This is a genomic window from Mesorhizobium sp. EU05-FHT14A09, from assembly GCF_058790995.1.
The window spans coordinates 487,260-508,947 of the sequence record NZ_JBYTDF010000001.1; the positions used below are offsets into that span (position 1 = coordinate 487,260).

Annotated in this window: 23 protein-coding genes; 4 read left to right on the top strand and 19 right to left on the bottom strand. The window is 60.2% G+C overall.

The features are described 5' to 3' along the window. Nucleotides 1-2: 2 nt before the first annotated feature. From AC3WTO_RS02145 to fabA, 4 genes are all read right to left on the bottom strand, one after another. Nucleotides 3-1,556 (bottom strand): putative bifunctional diguanylate cyclase/phosphodiesterase, encoded by a 1,554-nt coding sequence (locus tag AC3WTO_RS02145; RefSeq protein WP_492459031.1) that lies wholly within the window; start codon nucleotides 1,554-1,556, stop codon nucleotides 3-5. A gap of 204 nt (nucleotides 1,557-1,760) precedes the next feature. After that, nucleotides 1,761-2,573 (bottom strand): enoyl-ACP reductase FabI, encoded by an 813-nt coding sequence (gene fabI, locus AC3WTO_RS02150; RefSeq protein ID WP_492459032.1) that lies wholly within the window; start codon nucleotides 2,571-2,573, stop codon nucleotides 1,761-1,763. A gap of 10 nt (nucleotides 2,574-2,583) precedes the next feature. Continuing rightward, nucleotides 2,584-3,807, bottom strand: a complete 1,224-nt coding sequence (gene fabB, locus AC3WTO_RS02155; RefSeq protein WP_492459033.1) for a beta-ketoacyl-ACP synthase I — start codon at nucleotides 3,805-3,807, stop codon at nucleotides 2,584-2,586. 34 nt (nucleotides 3,808-3,841) lie between these two features. Then, nucleotides 3,842-4,357, bottom strand: coding sequence for a 3-hydroxyacyl-[acyl-carrier-protein] dehydratase FabA (gene fabA / locus AC3WTO_RS02160; protein WP_492460015.1), 516 nt, complete (start codon nucleotides 4,355-4,357; stop codon nucleotides 3,842-3,844). Between the two features lie 279 nt (nucleotides 4,358-4,636). Between fabA and irrA the strand changes: the two genes are divergently transcribed. After that, a complete protein-coding gene (gene irrA, locus AC3WTO_RS02165) occupies nucleotides 4,637-5,038 on the top strand; it encodes an iron response transcriptional regulator IrrA (protein ID WP_054309462.1) in 402 nt (133 codons plus the stop codon). Nucleotides 5,039-5,115: 77 nt separating this feature from the next. Here irrA and AC3WTO_RS02170 read toward each other — a convergent pair whose 3' ends face one another. Continuing rightward, nucleotides 5,116-5,673: an SH3 domain-containing protein gene (locus AC3WTO_RS02170; RefSeq protein WP_492459034.1), complete on the bottom strand. Its 558-nt coding sequence runs from the start codon at nucleotides 5,671-5,673 to the stop codon at nucleotides 5,116-5,118. 162 nt (nucleotides 5,674-5,835) lie between these two features. Here AC3WTO_RS02170 and AC3WTO_RS02175 point away from each other — a divergent pair, with 162 nt between their 5' ends. Next, the gene (locus AC3WTO_RS02175) at nucleotides 5,836-6,837 is read left to right on the top strand and encodes a 2-hydroxyacid dehydrogenase (protein ID WP_492459035.1); all 1,002 of its coding nucleotides are present in this window, start codon (nucleotides 5,836-5,838) and stop codon (nucleotides 6,835-6,837) included. Between the two features lie 16 nt (nucleotides 6,838-6,853). Here the strand turns inward: AC3WTO_RS02175 and AC3WTO_RS02180 are convergent, their stop codons facing one another. The 11 genes from AC3WTO_RS02180 to AC3WTO_RS02230 form a co-directional block, all read right to left on the bottom strand. Continuing rightward, nucleotides 6,854-7,270 (bottom strand): aconitase X swivel domain-containing protein, encoded by a 417-nt coding sequence (locus AC3WTO_RS02180; protein ID WP_492459036.1) that lies wholly within the window; start codon nucleotides 7,268-7,270, stop codon nucleotides 6,854-6,856. Next, the gene (locus tag AC3WTO_RS02185) at nucleotides 7,267-8,526 is read right to left on the bottom strand and encodes an aconitase X (RefSeq protein WP_492459037.1); all 1,260 of its coding nucleotides are present in this window, start codon (nucleotides 8,524-8,526) and stop codon (nucleotides 7,267-7,269) included. Before AC3WTO_RS02185 ends, AC3WTO_RS02180 begins: the two co-directional genes overlap by 4 nt. Beyond that, nucleotides 8,523-9,005, bottom strand: coding sequence for a GNAT family N-acetyltransferase (locus AC3WTO_RS02190; protein WP_492459038.1), 483 nt, complete (start codon nucleotides 9,003-9,005; stop codon nucleotides 8,523-8,525). Before AC3WTO_RS02190 ends, AC3WTO_RS02185 begins: the two co-directional genes overlap by 4 nt. Beyond that, nucleotides 9,002-9,760, bottom strand: coding sequence for a molybdopterin-synthase adenylyltransferase MoeB (locus AC3WTO_RS02195; RefSeq protein ID WP_492459039.1), 759 nt, complete (start codon nucleotides 9,758-9,760; stop codon nucleotides 9,002-9,004). Before AC3WTO_RS02195 ends, AC3WTO_RS02190 begins: the two co-directional genes overlap by 4 nt. A 31-nt stretch (nucleotides 9,761-9,791) precedes the next feature. Continuing rightward, nucleotides 9,792-10,967 carry a DNA replication/repair protein RecF gene (recF, locus tag AC3WTO_RS02200; RefSeq protein WP_492459040.1) on the bottom strand — a complete coding sequence of 392 codons (1,176 nt, stop codon included), beginning with the start codon at nucleotides 10,965-10,967 and terminating at the stop codon, nucleotides 9,792-9,794. A gap of 17 nt (nucleotides 10,968-10,984) precedes the next feature. Beyond that, nucleotides 10,985-12,103 carry a DNA polymerase III subunit beta gene (gene dnaN / locus AC3WTO_RS02205; protein WP_492459041.1) on the bottom strand — a complete coding sequence of 373 codons (1,119 nt, stop codon included), beginning with the start codon at nucleotides 12,101-12,103 and terminating at the stop codon, nucleotides 10,985-10,987. 198 nt (nucleotides 12,104-12,301) lie between these two features. Beyond that, complete coding sequence (gene dnaA / locus AC3WTO_RS02210; RefSeq protein ID WP_492460016.1) at nucleotides 12,302-13,840, bottom strand: chromosomal replication initiator protein DnaA; 1,539 nt, start codon at nucleotides 13,838-13,840, stop codon at nucleotides 12,302-12,304. 812 nt (nucleotides 13,841-14,652) lie between these two features. Next, the gene (gene rpsT, locus AC3WTO_RS02215; RefSeq protein ID WP_492459043.1) at nucleotides 14,653-14,919 is read right to left on the bottom strand and encodes a 30S ribosomal protein S20; all 267 of its coding nucleotides are present in this window, start codon (nucleotides 14,917-14,919) and stop codon (nucleotides 14,653-14,655) included. 159 nt (nucleotides 14,920-15,078) lie between these two features. Next, a complete protein-coding gene (locus tag AC3WTO_RS02220) occupies nucleotides 15,079-15,852 on the bottom strand; it encodes an enoyl-CoA hydratase (protein ID WP_492459044.1) in 774 nt (257 codons plus the stop codon). Nucleotides 15,853-15,888: 36 nt separating this feature from the next. Continuing rightward, on the bottom strand, nucleotides 15,889-16,779 hold the full coding sequence (gene mutM, locus AC3WTO_RS02225) for a bifunctional DNA-formamidopyrimidine glycosylase/DNA-(apurinic or apyrimidinic site) lyase (RefSeq protein ID WP_492459045.1): 891 nt from the start codon (nucleotides 16,777-16,779) through the stop codon (nucleotides 15,889-15,891). Then, a complete protein-coding gene (locus tag AC3WTO_RS02230; protein WP_492459046.1) occupies nucleotides 16,772-18,007 on the bottom strand; it encodes a phosphopentomutase in 1,236 nt (411 codons plus the stop codon). The genes mutM and AC3WTO_RS02230 overlap by 8 nt, the downstream gene beginning before the upstream one ends. A 182-nt stretch (nucleotides 18,008-18,189) precedes the next feature. On the opposite strand from AC3WTO_RS02230, the gene AC3WTO_RS02235 reads away from it, so the two are divergent. Further along, nucleotides 18,190-19,110, top strand: a complete 921-nt coding sequence (locus AC3WTO_RS02235; protein WP_492460017.1) for a phosphate/phosphite/phosphonate ABC transporter substrate-binding protein — start codon at nucleotides 18,190-18,192, stop codon at nucleotides 19,108-19,110. Here the strand turns inward: AC3WTO_RS02235 and AC3WTO_RS02240 are convergent. From AC3WTO_RS02240 to AC3WTO_RS02250, 3 genes are all read right to left on the bottom strand, one after another. Continuing rightward, a complete protein-coding gene (locus AC3WTO_RS02240; protein ID WP_492459047.1) occupies nucleotides 19,107-19,724 on the bottom strand; it encodes a TadE/TadG family type IV pilus assembly protein in 618 nt (205 codons plus the stop codon). The genes AC3WTO_RS02235 and AC3WTO_RS02240 overlap by 4 nt on opposite strands. Before the next feature lie 30 nt (nucleotides 19,725-19,754). Then, the gene (locus AC3WTO_RS02245) at nucleotides 19,755-20,330 is read right to left on the bottom strand and encodes a TadE/TadG family type IV pilus assembly protein (protein WP_492459048.1); all 576 of its coding nucleotides are present in this window, start codon (nucleotides 20,328-20,330) and stop codon (nucleotides 19,755-19,757) included. A gap of 169 nt (nucleotides 20,331-20,499) precedes the next feature. Continuing rightward, nucleotides 20,500-20,922 carry a pilus assembly protein N-terminal domain-containing protein gene (locus AC3WTO_RS02250; RefSeq protein WP_492459049.1) on the bottom strand — a complete coding sequence of 141 codons (423 nt, stop codon included), beginning with the start codon at nucleotides 20,920-20,922 and terminating at the stop codon, nucleotides 20,500-20,502. Between the two features lie 216 nt (nucleotides 20,923-21,138). Between AC3WTO_RS02250 and AC3WTO_RS02255 the strand changes: the two genes are divergently transcribed. Then, the gene (locus AC3WTO_RS02255) at nucleotides 21,139-21,657 is read left to right on the top strand and encodes an A24 family peptidase (RefSeq protein WP_492459050.1); all 519 of its coding nucleotides are present in this window, start codon (nucleotides 21,139-21,141) and stop codon (nucleotides 21,655-21,657) included. Nucleotides 21,658-21,688 lie beyond the last annotated feature (31 nt).

A 21,688-nucleotide genomic window follows, 5' to 3' on the forward strand; every position in this document is an offset into this window, starting at 1 on the left:
CATCAATGCAGGTTTGCTGCGCTGCGCGGGGTGTAGGGGACTTGCTCGAGGGCCTGCCCGCCGATCACCCGCAATGGTGCGGGCCTGCCGAACAGATAGCCTTGAACGACTTCACAGCCTGCTGCCTTCAGCATGGTTGCCTGGCTCTCGGTTTCGACACCTTCGGCGATTGTGGAGACGCCCAACGCACGCGACAGGCCGACAATGGTCGAGACGACGGCGCCGGAGCCGGAATCGGTATCGATGCGGCTGACGAAGGACCGGTCGATCTTCAGCTTGTGGAAGGAGAAATCGATCAGGTAGCTGAGGTTGGAGTAGCCTGTGCCGAAATCGTCGACAGCCACGGAAATACCCATGTCGGACAACTCTTTCAGGATGGCGGCGGCGCGCTCCTTGTCCTGCATCATCGCCGTTTCCGTCACCTCCAGTTCCAGGCGCGACGGCTTGATGCCGGTGCTTGCTATGGTGTTGCGCACCATCGCCAGGAAATCTCTGGTCATGAACTGAACCGGGGAGATGTTGACGGCCACGAAACAGTCTTCCGGCAGGTGCCGGGCATCACTGCAGGCCTTGCGCAGCACCCATTCGCCGATGGGGCCGATCATACCGGTTTCTTCCGCCAGCGGGATGAACTCCATTGGAGGAATCGTGCCACGTTCCGGATGGTTCCAGCGGATCAGCGCCTCATAGCCGACAACCCTTCCGACAGAGAGGTCGAGCTGGGGCTGATAATGCAGGTCGAAATCGCCGCGCTCGAATGCCGTGTGCAGTTCGGACTCGACCCATTGCCGATGATCCGCGACCTTGCCCATTTCAGGCTGGAAAATCGACCACGTGCCGGCTGCGTTGGTTGCCCGTGCATTCTGCAGGGCCAGATTGGCGCGGCGCAGAAGCAATACGGGATCGACGCCATCCTTTGGCATGGCCACGACGCCAACGGAAAGACTGACCGATTGCAGGTGTGTTTTCAGTTGATAGGGAGCGATCAAGTCATCGATCAGCTTCTCGACGAGTGCCTCCATCGAACCGGGAAGGCGCTTGTCAGGATAGAGCACAGCAAATTCGCCTGGCCCGACACGGCCGACCACCGCCTCACGCGGCAGAAGTCCTTTCAGGCGCTGGGCGAAAAGCCGGATGAGATCATCCACCTGGGTGTAGCCGATCGCGTCATTGATCTGGCTGAAGCGGTTGATGTCGATGTCGAGCAGATAGACCGGCTCGCCGGTCTTGAGGGTGGATGACGCGGCTTCCGCCACCTTGCCGACCATTGCATGCTTGGCCAGTGTTCCCGTCAGCTTGTCGAAATTGGTTTCGGAGAAGACATAGTCTGCCGATTCGTCGACACCCGCGAAAAAGGACATTGCCGCACAGGCTGCCGCTAGAGCGCAGAGGCCGGCTACAATGGCAACAAGGGTGTTGAGTGGAAGTTCCGTAAGGTTGTCGCCAATGCCCATCCTGAGGGCCCACAGGCCGAGGATGAAGCTGCCCATGCCCGCGCTGGCGATGGTTATCAGCCGGAAAAGTGGCGTTCGGCCAGGATTCTTGTCAGAGGGCATGCGCAGGTTCCCAATCTGCAGGATGTTCTAACCGCGATCCCCTTAAAATAAGTTTCCTGCGATCGATCGCATTTTATCGGCGACGAAGTTGACTAACGTTTCATGAAAGTTTGCCAAAAGGCAAGAGCATACGCTTCATGATGAGCGATATGCTGTTTGTACCTTGGTAAGGGTAGTCGACGAGGCTAGCGCGAGCCTTGCGCCTCAGTCCTTGCCGCCGTCCAGCCGTTTCAGCTCGTCGAGCGTCGGCATCGAAACCACATGATAGCCGGAATCGACATAGTGGATCTCGCCGGTGACGCCGGATGAAAGGTCGGAAAGCAGATAGAGCGCCGAATTGCCGATTTCGTCGATACCGACGGTACGCCGCAGTGGAGCGTTGCGCTGCTGGTAGGAGTACATGTAGCGCGCATCTGAAATGCCGGCTCCGGCGAGCGTGCGCACCGGGCCAGCCGAAAGTCCGTTCACGCGGATCCCACGCGGGCCGTAGTCATTCGCAAGATAGCGCACGCTGGCCTCAAGGCCTGCCTTGGCGACGCCCATAACATTGTAGTTGGGCATGACCCGTACCGAGCCGGCATAGGTGAGGGTGATCATTGATCCGCCGTCCTGCATCAACGCAGCGGCATGCCGAGCAACTTCCGTGAAAGAGTAGCAGGAAATCACCATGGTGCGCACGAAGTTGTCGCGCGTCGTGTCGGCGTAAAGGCCCTTCAACTCGGTCTTGTCCGAGAATCCGATGGCGTGGACGATGAAATCGAGCTTGCCCCACTCGCTCTTCAGCGTGTCGAAAGTGGCGGCGACCGACGCACTGTCTTCGACATCGCATGGCACCACGAGTGACGCCCCGACCTTCTCGGCCAGTGGTTTGACACGGCGGCCAAAGGCTTCGCCCTGATAGGTGAAGGCAAGCTCAGCGCCTTGTTCGGCCAATTTCTGGGCGATACCCCAGGCGATGGAATGATCATTGGCAACGCCCATGATCAGGCCGCGCTTGCCTTTCATCAAACCCTGCATGTGAAAATCCCTATGCGGTATGGCGCTGGAAAACGAGCGTGGCGTTGGTGCCGCCGAAGCCGAAGGAGTTGGAGAGCACCGTATCGATCTTGGCGTTGTCGATGCGCTTGCGCACGATCGGCACACCATCAAATTCAGGATCGAGCTCCTCGATATGCGCGCTTTCGCCGATGAAGCTGCCCTGCATCATCAAGATGGAGTAGATCGATTCCTGTACGCCTGCTGCGCCCAGAGAATGGCCGGTCAACGATTTGGTGGAGGTAATGTGCGGCAGCCTGTCGCCGAACACCTCGCGGATGGCGCCAATTTCCTTCGAATCGCCGATCGGCGTCGAGGTGCCATGCGTGTTGATGTAGTCGACCGGTTCCTTCACGGTTGCAAGTGCCTGGCGCATGCAGCGGATCGCGCCTTCGCCGGAGGGGGCTACCATGTCGAAACCATCGGAAGTCGCGCCATAACCGGTCAGTTCGGCGTAGATCTTGGCGCCACGCGCCTTGGCGTGCTCAAGTTCTTCCAACACGAGCACGCCGGCGCCACCCGCAATGACGAAGCCATCGCGATTGACATCATAGGCTCTTGAGGCCGTTGCGGCGCGGTCGTTGAATTTGGACGACATCGCGCCCATGGCGTCGAAAAGGTTGGACATCGTCCAGTCGAGGTCTTCGTGGCCGCCGGCGAACATGATGTCCTGCTTGCCCCACTGGATCATCTCGGCGGCATTGCCGATGCAGTGGGCCGACGTCGAACAGGCGGACGAGATCGAATAGTTCACGCCATGGATTTTGAACCAGGTGGCCAGCGTCGCCGAAGCCGTCGACGACATGGCTTTCGGAACGGCAAATGGCCCGATGCGCTTTGGACTGTTGTTCTTGAGTGTGACTTCCGAGGCCTCGACGATGGTGCGCGTCGACGGACCGCCCGAACCCATGATGATGCCGGTGCGTTCGTTACCCGAAACTTCGCTTTCCTCAAGCCCGCTGTCGGCGATGGCTTGCTTCATGGCGACGTGGTTCCACATACCGCCTTGCGACAGAAAGCGAGCGGCACGGCGGTCGACGAGTTCGGTTGCGTCGAGGTTTGGAGCGCCCCAGACTTGGCATTTGAAGCCGTGTTCGGCGAAGTCGTTGGAGAAGCTGATGCCGGATTTGGCATCATGGAGAGAGGCGCTGACCTCCTCGGCATTGTTGCCGATGGACGATACGATGCCGAGGCCTGTAACTACGACCCGTCTCATGTTGCGCTCCTCGTTTTCTCTTTGAGTGCAGGTGTCAGGCCGCTGGCTGCTTCGCCAGGCCCACCCGCAAGTCCGTGGCCGCGTATATGGGTTCGCCGTCGGCCTTCAACCAGCCATCGGCGATGCCAAGCACCAGTCGGCCACGCATGACGCGTTTGAAATCGACGCCGTATTCCACCTTCTTGACCGAAGGCGTCACCATGCCCTTGAACTTGACCTCGCCTGTCGACAGAGCCATTCCCTTGCCCGGCTCGCCCAGCCAGCCGAGGAAAAAGCCCGTGAGTTGCCAGAGCGCATCCAGGCCCAGGCAGCCGGGCATCACAGGATTGTCGATGAAGTGGCAGGGAAAGAACCAGAGGTCGCGGTGGATGGCAAATTCGGCGCGAACGAAACCCTTGTCGAAAGCGCCGCCGGTCTCACTGATCTCGGTAATGCGATCGAACATGAGCATCGGCGGATAGGGAAGCTGGGCATTGCCGGGACCAAACAGGTCGCCCTTCGCGCACGCCAGCAGATCGTCGTAGTCGTAACTCGATTTCCGATCCGCCATTGAGTTCTTCCCCGTCGTTCGTCGGGCGATGTGAAGCCCGTGTCCGATTTCTAGTAACACAGTCCGTTTCACGCCGGAAACCGACGCCGGAGATATCGCGCTGGCTCTAGCCTGCCCATTTCGTCGGGTCAATGCGCGCTATTGATCGGATTTGGCCTACAGAATATATCTGGCATAATATGGGACTGGGATTTTCGCCTGATTTTTGCCGCTCTCGGCGGGCAGTTGCGGGCGGAACGCGATGGTGAGTTGATCGGTTTGGACGATCGGAAAGATGGCATGACTGTGGACAAGCGGGTACGCGAAGCCGGCCTGAGGCCGACTCGCCAGCGCATTGCACTGGCCGATCTGCTGTTTGCCAAAGGCGACCGCCATCTTTCGGCAGAAGAGCTGCATGAGGAAGCGCTTGCCGCGGGTGTGCCGGTTTCGCTGGCCACTGTCTACAATGCGCTGCATCAGTTTACTGAAGCCGGTCTTCTGCGCATCCTGGCTGTCGAGGGCTCACGCACCTATTTCGATACCAATACATCCGACCATCATCATTTCTTTGTTGAAGGTGAGAACCGGGTTTTCGATATCGAAAGTGGTCCCGTGACCGTCGGCAACCTTCCGGAGCCGCCGGAGGGCATGGAAATCGCCAATGTCGATGTCGTGGTGCGTTTGCGCCCTAAGCGCGATTAGTCTGCACGGGCCGCATTCGGCAGCCTGCCGAGCGCTTGGGCCGCCAGGTTTTGCGTTGCGCGGCCGGAACCGACGTCCTACTCGTTGATCTTTTCGCCGGGATATGCGCCCCAGACCAGCGATTGGCTGATCCAGCCCGTGTGGCCGCCCAGGCTCATTTCACACCATTGGCCATCACAGGACTTGATCGTCCCGATGGCGCCGGGTTCGATCATTGCCACCACGCTGGCATCCTTGGCAGCGCTCTTCACGAGGTTGATGCGTGTATCCTTGCCGCGTTGCCACGGCGCAATGATTGCGGTCCGCTTGCCGGAGAGCAGCGCCTGGCTTACCCAGCCTTCGGAGCCATCGGCGTCGCGTACGCGCCGCCAGGTGTCGTACTCCTGAACGATCTCCATCGGCAGCCCGGCCTTGGTGTACATCCAGTCGACCGAATAGTTTACGCCTGGGCCGACGCGCGAATTGACCCGCGCCGATTTCAGGCTGACGAAGCGCGGCAGCGGCAGGCCGCTTGGCCCCAGCGTCACTGTCTGGGCCGGTGCTGCGGCATTTTGTGCCGTCGCGACCGGGGTAAGCGTGAGCAGGCCAAGCATTGTCGCGGAGACAATCAGACGTAGCGACGCGAAACCAGACACGTTCGTTCCTTTTTCCGGCGCCGTCGGCAATCCTGTGCGCGCCCTTTTTCTTTGTCTTCGGCGGTCCCGCTTGTTACATGAGGCATGGCTACCGAGACCAGTTTGCAGTTTCGCCGGTCTTGGTTAAAGAGGTCTCAACAGCATCCCGGGAACGAGGAAACGATGGCCGGCAAAAAGAAGCCTCTCGTTGTGATCACGCGCAAATTGCCGGATCCTGTCGAGACGCGGATGCGCGAACTGTTCGACGCCAGGCTGAATGTCGAGGACAAGCCAATGTCGCGCGAGGAGATCGCGGCGGCGTTGCGCGAGGCCGATGTGCTTGTTCCCACCATCACCGACCGCATCGATGCCGAATTGATCGAGCAGGCGGGACCGAACTTCAAGCTTATTGCAAGCCTCTCCAACGGTGTCGATCATATCGATGTCGCTGCGGCTTCTAAAAAAGGCATCGCCGTCACCAACACGCCGAATGTGCTGACCGAAGACACCGCCGACATGACTGTGGCGCTGATGCTTGCGGTGCCACGGCGGCTTGCAGAAGGCTCCAACGTGCTGACCGGCGACAAAAAATGGCCCGGCTGGTCGCCGACCTGGATGCTCGGGCGCCGTATCTGGGGCAAACGACTTGGTATCGTCGGCATGGGACGCATTGGTACCGCCGTTGCCCGCCGCGCCAAGGCATTCGGCCTTTCCATCCACTACCACAACCGTCACCGTGTTCTGCAAAGCGTCGAGGACGAACTCGAGGCCACCTACTGGGAAAGCCTCGACCAGATGCTGGCCCGCATGGACATCATCTCGGTCAACTGCCCGTCGACACCAGCCACTTTCCATCTCCTGTCCGCCAGGAGGCTGGCGCTGCTGCAGCCCTCCGCCTATATCGTCAACACGGCACGCGGCGACATCATTGATGAGGATGCGCTGATCAAGCTGCTGCAGGAAGGCAAGATCGCCGGTGCAGGCCTCGACGTCTACGAGAACGAACCCGCGCTGAATACCAAGCTGCTCAGGCTCGCCGCAAAGCACAAGGTGGTTCTGCTGCCGCATATGGGGTCGGCGACCCTCGAGGGCCGTATCGACATGGGCGAGAAGGTCATCATCAACATCCGTACTTTTTTCGACGGTCACCGCCCGCCGGATCGTGTGTTGCCAGCCCGCGTGTAGTCGCCGTGTACCCGGATCAGGATGTCAGGATGCGGATCGTGCCGTCCTGGTCCACGCGCACGCTTTTCCCGTCATAGCCTGAAAAGGCTTGCCGGCCGAGCTTGACCGCAATCGGGGTTGGCCAGCCCATCTCACGCGCCACGATCAGGCCGAGCAGCAGGATGGCATCGGGTTCGTTGAGCGCCAGCGCTGTCGGCGCATGGCCATTGTGGACGAGTTCCATGAGAACCGCCGAGGCTGATGACGACCCGATGGTGCCGGGCAGGAACAGCACCTTGCCGGCAATGCTCGTACCACATTGCGGATGGCGCACATCGGCGATTCGCCCGCTCTTTGGATCAACGCCGCCCCAGAAGCTTATTGGTGCCGAAAGGATCAGTGCTTCGCCATCGCCGGCATGTCCGGGCACGAGGATTTCGGCGTGGATGGTCATGCCGCGATCTCCGCATACCGAGGGCGGCCGGCCACCGCGCTTTCGACGCAGTCGGCAAGTGAACCATAGAGCACGTGATAGCCGGTGTTGCCCGGCGCATAGTGGGCGAATTTGCCCGAGTTGGTCATCAGCACGCCATCGGCGCGATCCGGCATGATCGGCGTCACGACGACACAGGTGTCGGTCACGATGACGACACCACAGGCCTCCAGGGCTTCGCGCCGTCCTTCGCGTTCGATCTCGGCGAGGACGTGCCGGCCGGTGCAGGCGTAGATCGGAACACGCAGTAAGCGGCCGGCCAGCAGCCTCTCCAGCATGTCGAACTCGGTTTTGGAAAGGTGTGGGCTGCCGATCGCGACGGCGTCGATCTCGTTGGGCTTGTCGGCCGTCGAAAGCCGGCCTCTCGCTACGGCGATCATATCGGCGGTGACGGGGATGACGGTTTCAGGCCTTTTGCCACCGAGCGTTGTGGGAAGGTCAGGTGCTTCAGGGGTAATCCCGGCAATGTGGAACAGCCCGACTGCGCCGGAGGAAGCCGCTGCAGCGCCGAATGCCTTCAGCGCATCCTCGCCAGGGTGGTCGCGAATGCCGTCGATCACGCCGACAGCTTCGCCCACCTCGCGCCCGTAGAGGCTGCCAAGTATCGGCCATGCCGTCTCGGAAGCCAGAAACGAAGCTGACAGGCCTGATACATCGAAAACCAGCCTCGCGAGCCGATTTTCCGACTGATGTAGGCCATAATCCGGAGCTCTGCCGGCAATCGCGCAGGCGATGTCGAGGAAGTCGCCATAACGGTTGGTGCGGGCACCGAGCACGGAATTGCAGAAGACGACTGCGTTGGATTCGCCCCAGGCCACATCGGTTCCCAAAGCCGGCCGGTGTCCGGCTTGATAAGGAGCACAGGTCCAGCTCTGCTCGCAGCCGAGTTTGCGATAGGCCTCCATCATACGTCTTGCCATCGAACGTTGCGGCTCTTCCAGCCGGACACGTGAACAGCCCATCAGATCGAGTGCGCCGACATTGAGTGTGGCCCGTACGGAAACATGCGCGTCGCCCGCGACCAGCCGTTCGGCAAAGAGCGTGCCGGAATCCCCGTGGTAGAGTGCGCCGTCGATATGGGCCGATACGATGGGGATCAGCCGCCGTGCGCCGAGCAACCGTGCACTCTCGGCAACGATGCGCATCGCCATGGCGGCCCCTTGGCCGTCGCGGCCGGAAGCGATCGCTGCTTCTTCGGAAGTGAGTTCGGCCATCATGATAGGGTTTTGCGCATGGTCACTGATGTCGGCCGGTCGTAGCCGGTATGGGCAGTCTGCGCCGTTTCGACAAAACCCATGCGGCCGAAGGCTGCCCGATTGGCGGCGAGTTCAATGCGTACCTGCAATTCGAGAACTGGCTTGCCCGCTGCATGCGCAAGCGTTTCGACGGCTCTCATCAGTTCACGGCCGAGTTTCCTACCCTGCAGGCTGGGCTCGACTGCCAGCTTGCCGACGTAGAAATGTCGCGCATGCTCCGCAGCGAAAATGCAACCGACGATCTTGCCGTCCAGGATGGCGAGAAAGCCGCTTTCCTTGCCGGCTTTTTCGCGGAGGCTTTCGGATGTCAGCCGGTGCGCCGAGGAGGGTGGGTCGATCACGCCATCCATATGGGCGAAGGCGCGCAGGATAAGCGCGAGCAATTCATCCCAGCGCGCGAACTCGGAGGACAATCCTGTGACCGTGATCCCGGCGTTCATCCCTGGCTCCGGTAGCGGATCGTGTCGAAACGTGCGGCCAGCCCGTCATAGAGCAGCAAGCGTCCGACCAGCGGTTCGCCGATGCCCGCAATGAGCTTGATCGTCTCCATCGCCTGCAAGGTACCGACAACGCCGGTGAGTGCGCCGAGAACGCCGGCGACGGCGCAGGACGGAACCAGTCCAGGCGGCGGCGCTTCCGGAAAGAGGTCGCGGTAGCTGGGGTTGGGACGTCCGTCCTCTCCGTTTTCAAAAGGCTTCAGCACGGTGATGGAGCCGTCGAAACGGCCGACCGCGGCATGCACCAGCGGCTTCCCTTCCGCCGCGCAGGCATCTGCCAGCGCGTAGCGGGTTTCAAAGTTGTCGGAACCGTCCACCACGACGTCGTAGCTGCGGATGAGTTCGGCTGCGTTTTCGGATGTCAGGCGCAGATTGTGCAGTTCCACCGCGACATGTGGATTGATGCGGGCGATCGCGGCCTTGGCGCTCTCGCCCTTGGCGGTTCCAACCGCTCCGGTGTCATGAATGACCTGGCGCTGCAGATTGGACAACGAAACGGTGTCGTCGTCGACGATGCCCAGCGTACCGACGCCGGCCGCCGCCAGATACTCCAGCACTGGTGCCCCAAGCCCGCCGGCGCCAAGAACTAGCACACGGGCGCGTTTCAGCCTCTGTTGGCCAGGTCCGCCGATTTCCGGCAACACGACATGGCGCGCATAGCGTTCGAGTTCTTCATCAGAAAGGGCGGGGGTGCTCATATGCGGACCATACCGTCCCGCCGGGCAGTTGTCAGGCGTCAGCAGTTGGCACAACAGCGCCGTGATCGACGCTGAGAAACTGCGCTCGACCGCGCAGGCTGGAAAACAGCGCCGCGTCGGTGCCGGTCATGAACGCCTGGCAGTTCAACTCTTCCAGGATCGAAAACAATGCCGCGCGGCGGCCGGCATCGAGATGCGCCGCGATCTCGTCAAGCAGCAGGATGGGAGTGAGGCCTGACATTTCTCCGGTAAGGCGTGCATGCGAAAGCACCAATCCGACCAACAGCGCCTTTTGTTCTCCGGTCGAGCAGAGTTCGGCGGGCATCGCCTTTGGGCGATGTCGCACCAGCAGATCTGAGCGATGCGGTCCGTCCAGAGTGCGGCCTGCGGCGCGGTCGCGGTCGCGCCCGTTGGCCAGCGCACGACGGAATTTCTCCTCCAGCTCGACTGCCGGCATGGTGTCGATCTCGGTTTCCAGCTCGCCTGCGAGTTCGATATCGGCTTGCGGAAAAGGTCCGTCTCCCGGCAATTTCTCGATCATCGCCGACAAAAGCCGCACCATCTCGCGGCGAGCGGCGGCAATCGCCACGCCGGTTTCGGCCATCTGCGTTTCGATCGCATCGAACCAGGCGCTGTCGCGGGTGCCTTCGGCGAGCAGCCGGTTTCGGCCGCGCATGGCTTTCTCATAGTCCAGGGCGCGTTGCCCGTGACTGCCGTCGATCGCCAGCACCAGCCGGTCGAGGAAGCGGCGGCGATCGCCTGCGGGGCCGGTGAACAGGGCATCCATCGCTGGCGTTAGCCAGACGACGCGCAGCCATTCCAGCATGTCCTCGGCAGAACGAACCGTCGCGCCATTGATACGCACGCGTCGCCCGCTTTCGCCGGGTGCATCGCTGCCTGTTATGCCGGTACCGATTTCTGCCTCTCCGGATGGGCCATCGAGACGAACATGCAGCGCGAAGCCGCCATCGCCGCCATCCCGGGCAACGTCGCCATAGGGGGCACGACGCAAGCCACGACCTGGCGTGAGAAAGGAGATGGCCTCGAGCAGATTGGTTTTGCCGGCGCCGTTATCGCCACTGAAGACGACCGCGCCCGGCTCCAAATCAAGCGACAATTCCGCATAGTTGCGGAAATTGGTGAGTGTGAGCCGGGTGAGGTGGGTCTGTACGCGGCTGGCGCCGTCCCGGCTCTGTTCGCTTGTCATATTCTCAATGTGCGCTGCTACACGCGCATCGGCATCAGCACGTAGAGCGCGTTCTCGTCACTGGTATCGTGGATCAAAGTGGGAGATCCGGCATCGGCCAGCATGAACCTGGCCTCACCCCCGGTGAGTTGCGCTGCAACATCGAGCAGGTAACGTGCGTTGAAGCCGATCTCGATGGGATCGGCGCTATAGTCGGCAGCCAGTTCTTCGGTAGCGCTGCCGGAGTCGGGGTTGTTGACTGCCAGCGTCACCTGGCCATCCGAGATCGTCAGCTTTACCGCGCGTCCGCGTTCGGAGGAGATAGTGGAAACGCGGTCAACCGCAGCCGCAAAGCTCTGGCGATCGATGACCAGCTTCTTGTCGTTGCCGGTCGGAATGACCCGCTGGTAGTCGGGGAAGGTGCCGTCGATCAGCTTTGACGTGAGGACGACGCTGCCGATGGTAAGACGGATCTTGGTATCGGAAAGCTCGGTCGTCACCGCCACATCCGGGTCGTCGACCAGCTTCTGCAGTTCGCTGACGGTCTTCCGCGGGATGATGATGCCTGGCATGCCTTCGGAGCCCGCAGGTGCATCCATTTCGGCGCGCGCAAGGCGGTGGCCGTCGGTCGCGACGGAACGCAGCTTCAGTTTTCCACCCACTTCATGCGTGTGCAGGAAGATGCCATTGAGATAGTAGCGGGTCTCTTCGGTCGAGATCGCGAACTGCGTCTTGTCGATCAGGCGCTTGAGAGCAGTCGCGTCAAGCCGGAAGATATGGGAGAAGGTTCCCGCCGACAATTCCGGGAAATCGGACTGCGGCAGGCACTGCAGCCGGAAGCTGGAGCGGCCCGAGATGACGGTCATGGCATTGCCGTCCTCATCCGTCTTCAGCATCACCTCGGCGCCATCCGGCAATTTGCGCACGATGTCGTAGAGCAGATGCGCGGGCACGGTGGTCGCGCCCGACTGTTCCACCTTTGCAGGTGCGGCTTCTGTCACTTCCAGATCAAGGTCGGTGGCCTTCATTTCCAGGCTGCCGCCCTCGGCCATCAACAGCACGTTGGACAGGATCGGGATGGTGTTGCGGCGCTCGACCACGCGGTGAACGTGGTTGAGGGACTTCAGGAGATTGGACCGTTCGAGGATAACACGCATGACGATGAAGGCTCGCTTGAATGACTTTCGAGGTTCCGTGGCACGGCGCCCCGCGAAAGGTCTGAACACATTCAGATTCTTGCCAAGCTGACAGGAAAAAACCCCTGAACGCAAGCCCGCGGAACCGGCAGCGAGCGGTTCCGCGGGCTTTGTCGGGGATAACGGCAGATGTGGGCGGCTTCCTCGCCGCCACGCTCGTCAAGCCTGGTCGTTGATCAGCCGGCGGAGCAATTCGAGCTCCTGCGCCAGCGTGTTGTCCGCGCCCGACAGATCTTCGATCTTGCGGACAGCGTGAAGAACCGTGGTGTGGTCACGGCCGCCGAACCTGCGGCCGATTTCCGGGAGCGAGCGCGGGGTGAGCACCTTGGAAAGGTACATTGCCACCTGGCGCGGCTTGACGATGGTGCGGGTGCGCCTGTTTGAGAGCAGTTCCGTCTTCGAGACGTTGTAATGGCGCGCCACGATGCGCTGGATATCCTCGATGCGCACGCGCTTGGGCTCGCCCGTGCGGTAGATATGACCGAGGATCTCATCGATACGGTCGATCGTGATCTGAGGCTCGAACGACTGCCGGAAGAGCAACTGGTTGAAGGCTCCTTCCAGTTCGCGGCCGGAGCCGGTCACGGTGCGGGCAACATGGTCGAGAATGTCGTCGGCAATGTCGAGCGAGGTATCGTCATGCTTGGCTGTGGCCAGGCGCTGTTTCAGCATGGCCAGGCGCATCGTGTAGTCGGGTGCTGCCATCTCTAGTGCAACGCCGCCATTGAGACGCGAGCGGACGCGCGGCTCCAGCGATTCCAGTTCGGACGGCGGCCGGTCAGCGGCAACCACCACCTGTTTGGCGCTGTCGAGCAGCATGTTGATCAGGTGGCAGAATTCGTGCTGGATCGACTTGCCTTGCAGGAACTGCATGTCGTCGATGATCAGCAGGTCGATGTCGCGCAGCTGCTCCTTGAGGGTAAGTGCATTGTTGTCGCGGATCGCGGTAGCGAAGCGCCACATGAAGTATTCGGCGGTCAGGTAAACGACGCGCGATTTCGGATTTTGGCGCAGCGACTCTGCTGCGATCGCCTGCAGCAGGTGGGTTTTGCCCAGTCCAACAGTGGCGTGAAGGAACAAGGGGTTGAATCGCACCGCGCTCGAAGCCGACTCGGCAACGGCACGCGCGGCGGCGAAAGCCACACGGTTTGACGGGCCTTCAACGAATGAGCCGAAAGTATAGCGCGGATCAAGCGGCGAGCCGAGCACGTTCTGGCGGAAATCAGGCTCGACAGTCGTGCCGCGGACAAGCGGCGCGCGCTCCTGTTTGCCTGCGCCCAGGGCGGTGCCGGCAGCAAGTGTGCTCTGCGCCTGTTTGGCGACCTTGCGCAGCGGCGCGGTTTCCAGTTCCGGGCCGGCATGGCGCGTGGCGCTGCGAACGACCACCTCGACCTTGAGGATGCCGGCTTCTTCCTGCTTCCACAGCTCGGTGATGACGTCGAGATAGTGGCCGTTGATCCAGGAGCGCAGGAAGGCGGTCGGTACCGACATGCGGGCGACGCCCTTGGAGAGCTCCACAAGCTTCATGCGACCGAACCAGCTGGAATAGACCTCGCTGCCGAGGCGCGCCTTCAACTGCGCCCTGATACGCTCGAAACGTTGTTCGGCCTCATTGCTTGCAGCCATAGCGCCTTCTCCGACGATGTCTCCGGAAAAAGGAAAGCTGCCGCCGAGCTCCCTGTTTGTGCCACTGTGTATCATTCAGATCCTCGTTCTTTGTCTGACTTTCACCGCGGGCTGATCTTCGCAGCCTTCTTTCGGTGTCATACCTCCCACGTTCCCGGCCGCCGCTGGCTGGAAACGCAGTTTTGCGCGGGAAGGCGAAGAGCCCCCAGGAATGCAATCCGAAGTGACAGACAAAACGAACCCATCTGGCGAAATGCCAGCTACGTCCGACCTGCCATGCCCTGTTAACCCCGGTCCCCACTACATCGAAAGGGCAGATCTAACCCTTCGCGGAATTGCTTCCGCGTTGCAGATTTTGCCTGTTTTTGGGCTAGGTCGAGAGCCTAACGGCCCGCCCCTCTCGATGACCAGACATTACAGAAATCGCTGTGGAAAGGGCAAGGCCGCCTCTAACGCATTTTTAACGAATCTGGCAGCCATCGGGGCGCATTTTGGCCTCCTTACATGCCCCTCCGCTGGCAAAGTTCTTGTGATTCAAACCCTTTTCCGGCGAATATGAAAAAGGGTAGCTGGCGCGAAATAATTTTTAAAAAATCGCTTGACATTGAGTTCTTCCCGAAGCCCGGCTGGCGCTGTGAACAAGCTGTGGACAATTGCGCGTTGCCATCAGCTAACCTTTTGAAGTTAAAAGGGTATTTATGTCGGGGAGGATTTGACTGCGGTTTCGCGATCTCTTCCGGAACAAAGATGCCGGCAAAGTTCCCGACATGTTCGACAACTGCCGCAACGGCAGTTATCGGACGTTCATTTCAAGTCATTGCCGGCAAACGAAAAAACCCGACGCAGGAGCGCCGGGTTCTCAGAATTTCGTAGTGCCTGGTAGGTTAGGCCGACAGCGTCTTCAGGCGCTGAGCGAGGCGCGAAACCTTGCGGGACGCGGTGTTCTTGTGCAGAACACCCTTGGTGGCAGCGCGCATCAATTCCGGCTGAGCGTCCTTGAAGGCTGCCTCAGCGGCAACCTTGTCACCAGCCGCCAGCGCTTCTTCCAACTTGCGCACATAAGTGCGCACGCGCGAACGGCGGTTCTTGTTCACTGCCGCACGACGAGCGATCTTGCGCGTAGCCTTCTTGGCCGACGAGGTATTGGCCATACTGCCTCTCTTCTTATCTCTATGGTAAGCGTTTGCGGCGTGCCGCAGGGCGCAAAAAACAGATGGGCAGCCACAGGCCGCCTCAGTCGTGGCGGCTTATAGTTCAGCTTTTCCGATGCGTCAACGCTGCCGGCATGTATTTTCCGTGCATTGGCGGCCTCAACGGTTGCTGAAGTTGGCTTTTCGCTTCTCTGCGAAAGCGGCCATGCCTTCCTTTTGGTCATCGAGGGCGAACATCGAGTGGAAAACGCGCCTTTCGAATCGCAGGCCTTCGGCGAGAGTCGTCTCGTAGGATCGATTCACGGCCTCCTTGGCCATCATGACGGCAGGTAGGGAGAAGTCAGCGATCTTGGTCGCAGCCTGTAGCGCGTCGTCGAGGAGTTCGGCCACAGGCACGACACGTGAGACCAGGCCACAGCGCTCCGCTTCCGCAGCGTCCATCATGCGTCCGGTCAGCACCATGTCCATGGCTTTGGACTTGCCCACGAAACGGGTGAGCCGCTGCGATCCTCCCATGCCCGGCATGACACCGAGCGTGATCTCGGGCTGGCCGAACTTGGCGTTGTCGGCGGCGATGATGAAGTCACACATCATGGCGAGTTCGCAACCACCCCCCAGGGCATAGCCGGCGACCGCGGCGATAACCGGTTTGCGGGCGCGCGTAAGCTCCTCCCAGCCGACGAAAAAGTCCTGCATGAAGGCTTCGACATAGGTCTTGGCCTGCATTTCCTTGATGTCGGCACCGGCGGCGAATGCCTTTTCGGATCCCGTGATGACCATGGCGCCGATGTTGGTGTCAGCCTCGAAGACCTTCACCGCACCGAGGATATCGGCGAGCACCTGCGAATTGAGTGCGTTCAGCGCCTTTGGTCGGTTGAGCGTGATCAGTCCGACCTTGCCACGGGTTTCGGCGATGATGGTTTCATAAGCCATGGATCGGTCTCCTCATTGTGGTGAGACCCGTCTAGCCTACTCCTGACAGGAGCGGCAATAGAAGGTGGAGCGCCCGCTCTGAACGATCCGTTCGATATGCCCGCCACAGCCCGGCTTGGAGCAGGGCTCTCCCTCGCGGTCGTAGACGGCGAAGGAGTGCTGGAAATAGCCCAGAGAGCCGTCGGTCTGAACATAGTCTTTGAGAGATGAACCACCGGCGGCTATTGCATCCGCGATGACTGAACGCACGGCCTCGGCCAGTTTTTCGCTTTGTTCCTTAGCCCTCTTGTTTGTGCCGGCAATCGTACCGGCTGCGCGCGTCGGCAGCAGGTCGGCACGCCACAGCGCTTCCGAGACATAGATGTTGCCGAGGCCGGCGATCAGCCGCTGATCGAGCAGGGCAGCCTTGAGAGGCGTCTTGCGTCCCTCGAACAAGGAGCTGAGCATCGGACCATCCAGCGCATTGCCGGTTGGCTCGACACCGAGATCCTTGAGCATGGGGTGCTCTTCGGCCGTGCCTTCGCCAAACAGCATGAAGCCGAAACGACGCGGATCGTTGAAGACGACACGTGCTTCGCCGCCTGCTGCCGGCGCGAGGTGGAATACGACATGATCGTGTGCGACAGCTTTCGAACGGTCGTGATGAAAGTCGCCCGGGATATCGGCACCACTCGCCTGTTCTATGCGGAAAGAGCCGGACATGCCGAGATGACAGATCAGCAGCGGTCCGTCCTCCACATGCATGGTCAGATATTTGGCGCGTCTGCCCAATGCCGTGATCCGTCTGCCCTCAAGCCGTTCAACAAAACGCTCGGGGAAAGGAAAACGCAGATCCGGGCGGCGTGCCTCCACGGCCGTAATGCGAGCGCCTTCCATGACTGGCTGCAAGCCGCGTCGGACAGTTTCTACCTCAGGCAATTCAGGCATGGTCACGCAGCTCAGCGAGGAAAGAAGTGCCGTGGCGGCCGGGAGGCAAGTCGAGATGCTCAGCCACCGTTTCGCCGATGTCGGAAAAAGTCAGCCTGAGCCCGATGTCGCCACCTTTCAAGCCTGGGGCGACGCCGATCACCGGAATCCGCTCGCGGGTGTGATCCGTCCCGCGCCAGGTCGGGTCGTTGCCGTGATCGGCCGTGAGGATGAACAGATCGCCGATTTGCAGTTTCGCCAAAGCTTCGGGAATACGCTTGTCGAAGGCTTCCAGTGCGGCCGCATAGCCAGCCACGTCGCGGCGATGACCGAAATCGGTATCGAAGTCGACAAAATTGGCAAAGACGAAATCACCGTCGCGCGCGTCGTCGATCGCCGTAAGCGCCTTGTCGAACATCGCCATGTTACCCGGCGCTTTTCGTACTTCCGAAATGCCGCGATGTGCGAAGATGTCGCCGATCTTGCCGACGGCAATGACGCGGCTGCCGCGCGCTGTCAGTCGGTCGAGAAGCGTGGACTCGGGCGGCGGAACGGAAAAATCGCGACGGTTGGGTGTGCGGCTGAACGTGGCTGCGGTTTCGCCGATGAAAGGTCGGGCAATGACACGGCCAATATTCAGCGGGTCGACCAGTCGGCGCACGACCTTGCAGAAATCATAAAGCCGTTCAAGGCCGAAATGCTGTTCGTGCGCGGCGATCTGCAGCACGGAGTCGACCGAAGTGTAGCAGATCGGCATGCCGGTGCGGATATGTTCTTCGCCGAAGTCTTCGATCACGCCGACACCTGATGCATGCCGGTTGGCGAGGATGCCCGGCACCTTGCCTTCGTGGATCATCGCCTCGGTCAGTGAGGCAGGGAACGCCGGAATGGTGTCTGGAAAATAGCCCCAGTCGAAACGCACCGGCAGAGCGGCGATCTCCCAATGGCCGGACGGGGTATCCTTGCCGCTTGAAACCTCCTGCGCTGCGCCATGGAACGTGCCTGTATTCACAGAGGCGTCGGCGAAAGTGAAACCCGTTGCCGTCCTGGCGGCGCGACCAAGGCCGAGCGCAGCCATGTTGGGCACGTCGAGCGGCCCACTGCGGAGACCCTGGCGGTCGGCCTTGCCGGCTGCGCATGCCTCAGCGATGTGACCGAAGGTGTCAGCACCCTTGTCGCCGTATTTCTCGGCATCGGCGGCACCTCCGATACCGAAGGAATCCAGAACGAAGATGAAAGCGCGCGCCATTCGGGCCTTTCAGTTAGTTGGTCGGCCAAGACATAGAATTGCGCAACGGCGTTGGCAATTCGGAAACCAAACGGAAACCGTTTCCGCCGACAATGGTGGCAGCGGCTTTCGACGAAGTCGGACGGAAACTCAAGAAGGGGATCAATTCCGGGTCGATGCCACGCTATTTTTCTCTTCATCAGATGGTTGCAACCGTCGCGGCTTTGCTGATCCCAGCAATGTCGCCTGCCTATGCCGATTGGCAAGACGACATCGGCACGTTCCGGATCGGCATTATTGCAGAGCCGGGCGCCGGCAACACGGTGTCCGGGCTCTCAGCCCTGACCAAAGCTTATTCCATGGCACTTGGCATGAAAGTCGAGTTCCTTGTTGCGCCGGACTACGCCACGCTGGTCGAAGCGCAGGCGGCTGGCCGGATCGAGTATGCGATCTATTCTGCGCTGGCCTACGCCGCCGCCTTCGAGCGTTGCGGCTGCGTCGAACCTCTTGTAGCGCCTACCGACAAGGACGGAGCGACCGGTATCCGATCGATTCTGATAACGCGGGACGGAAGAATTCCAGCGCTAAAGGCCATGACCACACAGCGTGTGGCCGTGGGACCGGCGGACAGCGTCGCAGGTTGGATGCTGCCCATGGCGGGACTCGCATCTGAGCGGATCTTTTCGCAAACCAACCCGTTCCTGGAGCATGCGCCTTCGGCCCTGGCAGCGGAGACAATGCTGGTCGACAAGAAAGTCGATGCCGTCTTTGGCTGGGCTCCGTCTGGTCCAGATAAAGATGGGGCGATGACAGGTGGTACGATCGCACGATTGAACGAGGCAGGCGTTTCAGCGGCGACGCTTCAAGTGATCTGGAAGTCGGATCTGCTGCGCTATGGTCCTCACGCCGTTCGGACAACTCTCGATCCCGAAGCCAAGCGGCGTTTGCGGGTTTTTCTGACCAATCTCAAAGGACAGACGCCGGAGACGTATAACCTGCTGGAGTCCAGACATCCCGGCGGGTTCGTGTCGGTCGATCACCGTGATTACGCGACCGCTGACGCGATCCTGCAGCGGATAGGTCAATCAGACGTTGCTCAAGGAATCGACAGGCTCGTGCCCTAGCAGTCGGAACAGGCCAGAGCCGCAACGGTCCGTGGACGAAGCAGATAGCTCTCGCTCATCTTGATCCCAGCAAAGGAGTTGAGAAACCCTAGCCCCTGATTGGCTTGCGACCAGGTGATCACAGGTTCATAAACCAGCTCGCTGTCTACCTTGACCAGGAAGGTGTTCGGGATGACTAGCGCGGACGGGATCGTAATTTTGGTTGTTTTGTCCATGCCGGGGCCGAACACGCCGTTTTCCAGCTTGCGTGACCAGGCAATACTCAAAGTCGAATTCGCATCAATCTGCACGCCTGTAACCGTGATGGTGGGCTTGCTGCGGTTGTAAGGCAACAGGGTAGTCTGCCCGATATCCATGATGCTCTGGATAGCGGCTTTGTCGATGCCACCGGGGGTCTGCGCGACCAGGTCGGCAACCATGCTGCCAAGGCGGCTGACCTTCTTGTTAGCCTCGATGGCTTGGGAGGCCTCCATGGAAAGGAAATACATCATCAGCAAAATGGGGGCCAGAAAGGCAAACTCGACAGCTGCCACACCGCGCCGCTCCTTGATGAAACGCGCCAGCTTTAAGCGCAGCGTCCGGAGCGTTGACGTCTTCAGTGACGGAGACAGCATCTTTTCCCCTTTGCCGAGCGCGGCTTCCGGTCAACTGCCATAGGGTTCGTTGGCCCATGTGTTGGTTGCGAAATGCAGCGTTGCATTGGCCTTGCCGTCGAAATTCACGGTAGCCATCCACTGAGCCATAAAGTCGGTGATGACCGGCCATCTGTAGAAAACGCGCAGCATGTTGATCGAGTCAGACCCACCGGGTTCTGCGACGAACTGCTTTGGATCCACCGTCGCGCCTTTCATCAGCACGACTTCATTTTTGTCGATTTTGTAGCTGTGGCTCGCTGCTTCGAGATATGTCGAATAGTTGCGCAGATCGACTTGCAGGCGCTCGATGCAACGGTTCGCCATCAGGATTTCGAGCCGGTCGCAGATCTTTTGCTTTAAAGAATCCACGGTGACCGCGCCGGCTCTAATCTGGCCGGTCCGCAATTGACGGGCAATGTCGTCGGTGGCGTTTGTCAAAACCTCTCGGCCGGCGAACGAAAGGCAACTCTCAAGGATCGCGAAAACAAGCATCGAAAAGGGTATCGCCAGAGCTGCGAACTCGATCGCGGTGCTGCCGCGGCGGTCACGTCTGAAACGGGCAACGATACCGCGACGCGCCGCCACGCGGGCAGTGCTCTCGCATTTGCCTCCTTGCCCCATTCCCTAGGATCCCCAAGCCGAACTCGCCGGAAACTTAGACCAAACCCGTTGAAGGCTCGTTCCGTTGAGCCCTTAAATTATGGATGAAGTCTTTACCTGAGCTTAACCGCGAGGCCTGTCTCGTAGAACTGGCTCAGGGCTGCCCTGCGTTCATTTCGGTTTCGGAGAGCTTCTCAGCCTCCGTCTTTGTCGCGCTTTCGCAATAAGGGGTACAGGACATCGTCTGCACCTGCGAGCGCCGGTAGATCCGCACCGATGTGACGGCTTGCCGGACCACCGTGATCTGTTCGTCGAGAACCGGGCTGCCCTGATGGTCGAGCACGACCAGATTGGTGACACCAAATCCCTTGCCGGTGAGCACGATCGTTGAGGCATCCTGTACGGCTGCATCGGCAATTGCCGAGTTACCGACGACCACCGTATCGGCCGCTCGCGGCAATTTCACGATCTTGGCCTGGTTCATGATGACTTCGATGCCCACGCCTGCCTTGCTGGGCAACGCAAAGATCGCAGCGGCAAGAGCCGCGGCTACGATCAGCGGTTTTGACACGGACATCTCGATCTCCGGCACGGCAAAAGTCAAAACGGAAGATGAACGAGATTGGTGAACCAAGAGTTAAGTACGTTCAGCTGTGGACCGCGAGGGTTAACTCTTGGATGGGGCGAGGAGGTTCTCGAACAAGAAATGCGGCATTTTCTGGATACGACTCATCGATCCTTAATGCAGTTAGCGTAGTTTTTGCCGCATCGAAGTTGCTTTCCGTGACAGGCCATGCTCGTAGCGCTGATCTTTGTCGTCTTCCCGTTCTGCATGTTGTTTGCAGCTATCTCGGACATGCTGTCGATGACGATCGCCAACCGTGTCTCGGCCTTGCTGGTAGCGACCTTTGTTCTGGTCGCCCCGCTGACTGGCATGGATTGGACGAGTTTCGGCCTGCATCTGGGGGCTGGTTTTCTTGTTCTGTGTGTAACGTTCACGCTTTTTGCAATTGGTGGAATGGGTGGTGGTGATGCCAAACTGCTCGCGGCCACGTCGGTGTGGATGGGGTTCAGTCTAGTCCTTCTCCAATACTTGGTGCTCGCCTCCATCATTGGTGGCGTGTTGACGGTAGCGATTGTTGTTTATCGGAAGTCGCCGCTCGCGCTGATCACCAGCCAGAATGTATTCCTGCGTCATTTCGCCGACGAAAAAGTCGGTGTGCCATACGGTATCGCGTTGGGTCTCGGCGGTTTGCTCACATTCCCGGAAACGCCACTTGCAATTTGGGCACTGGAGCGGCTGTCGTCATAGCGTAGGAAGTTATTTCGGCGATCTGGCAAGA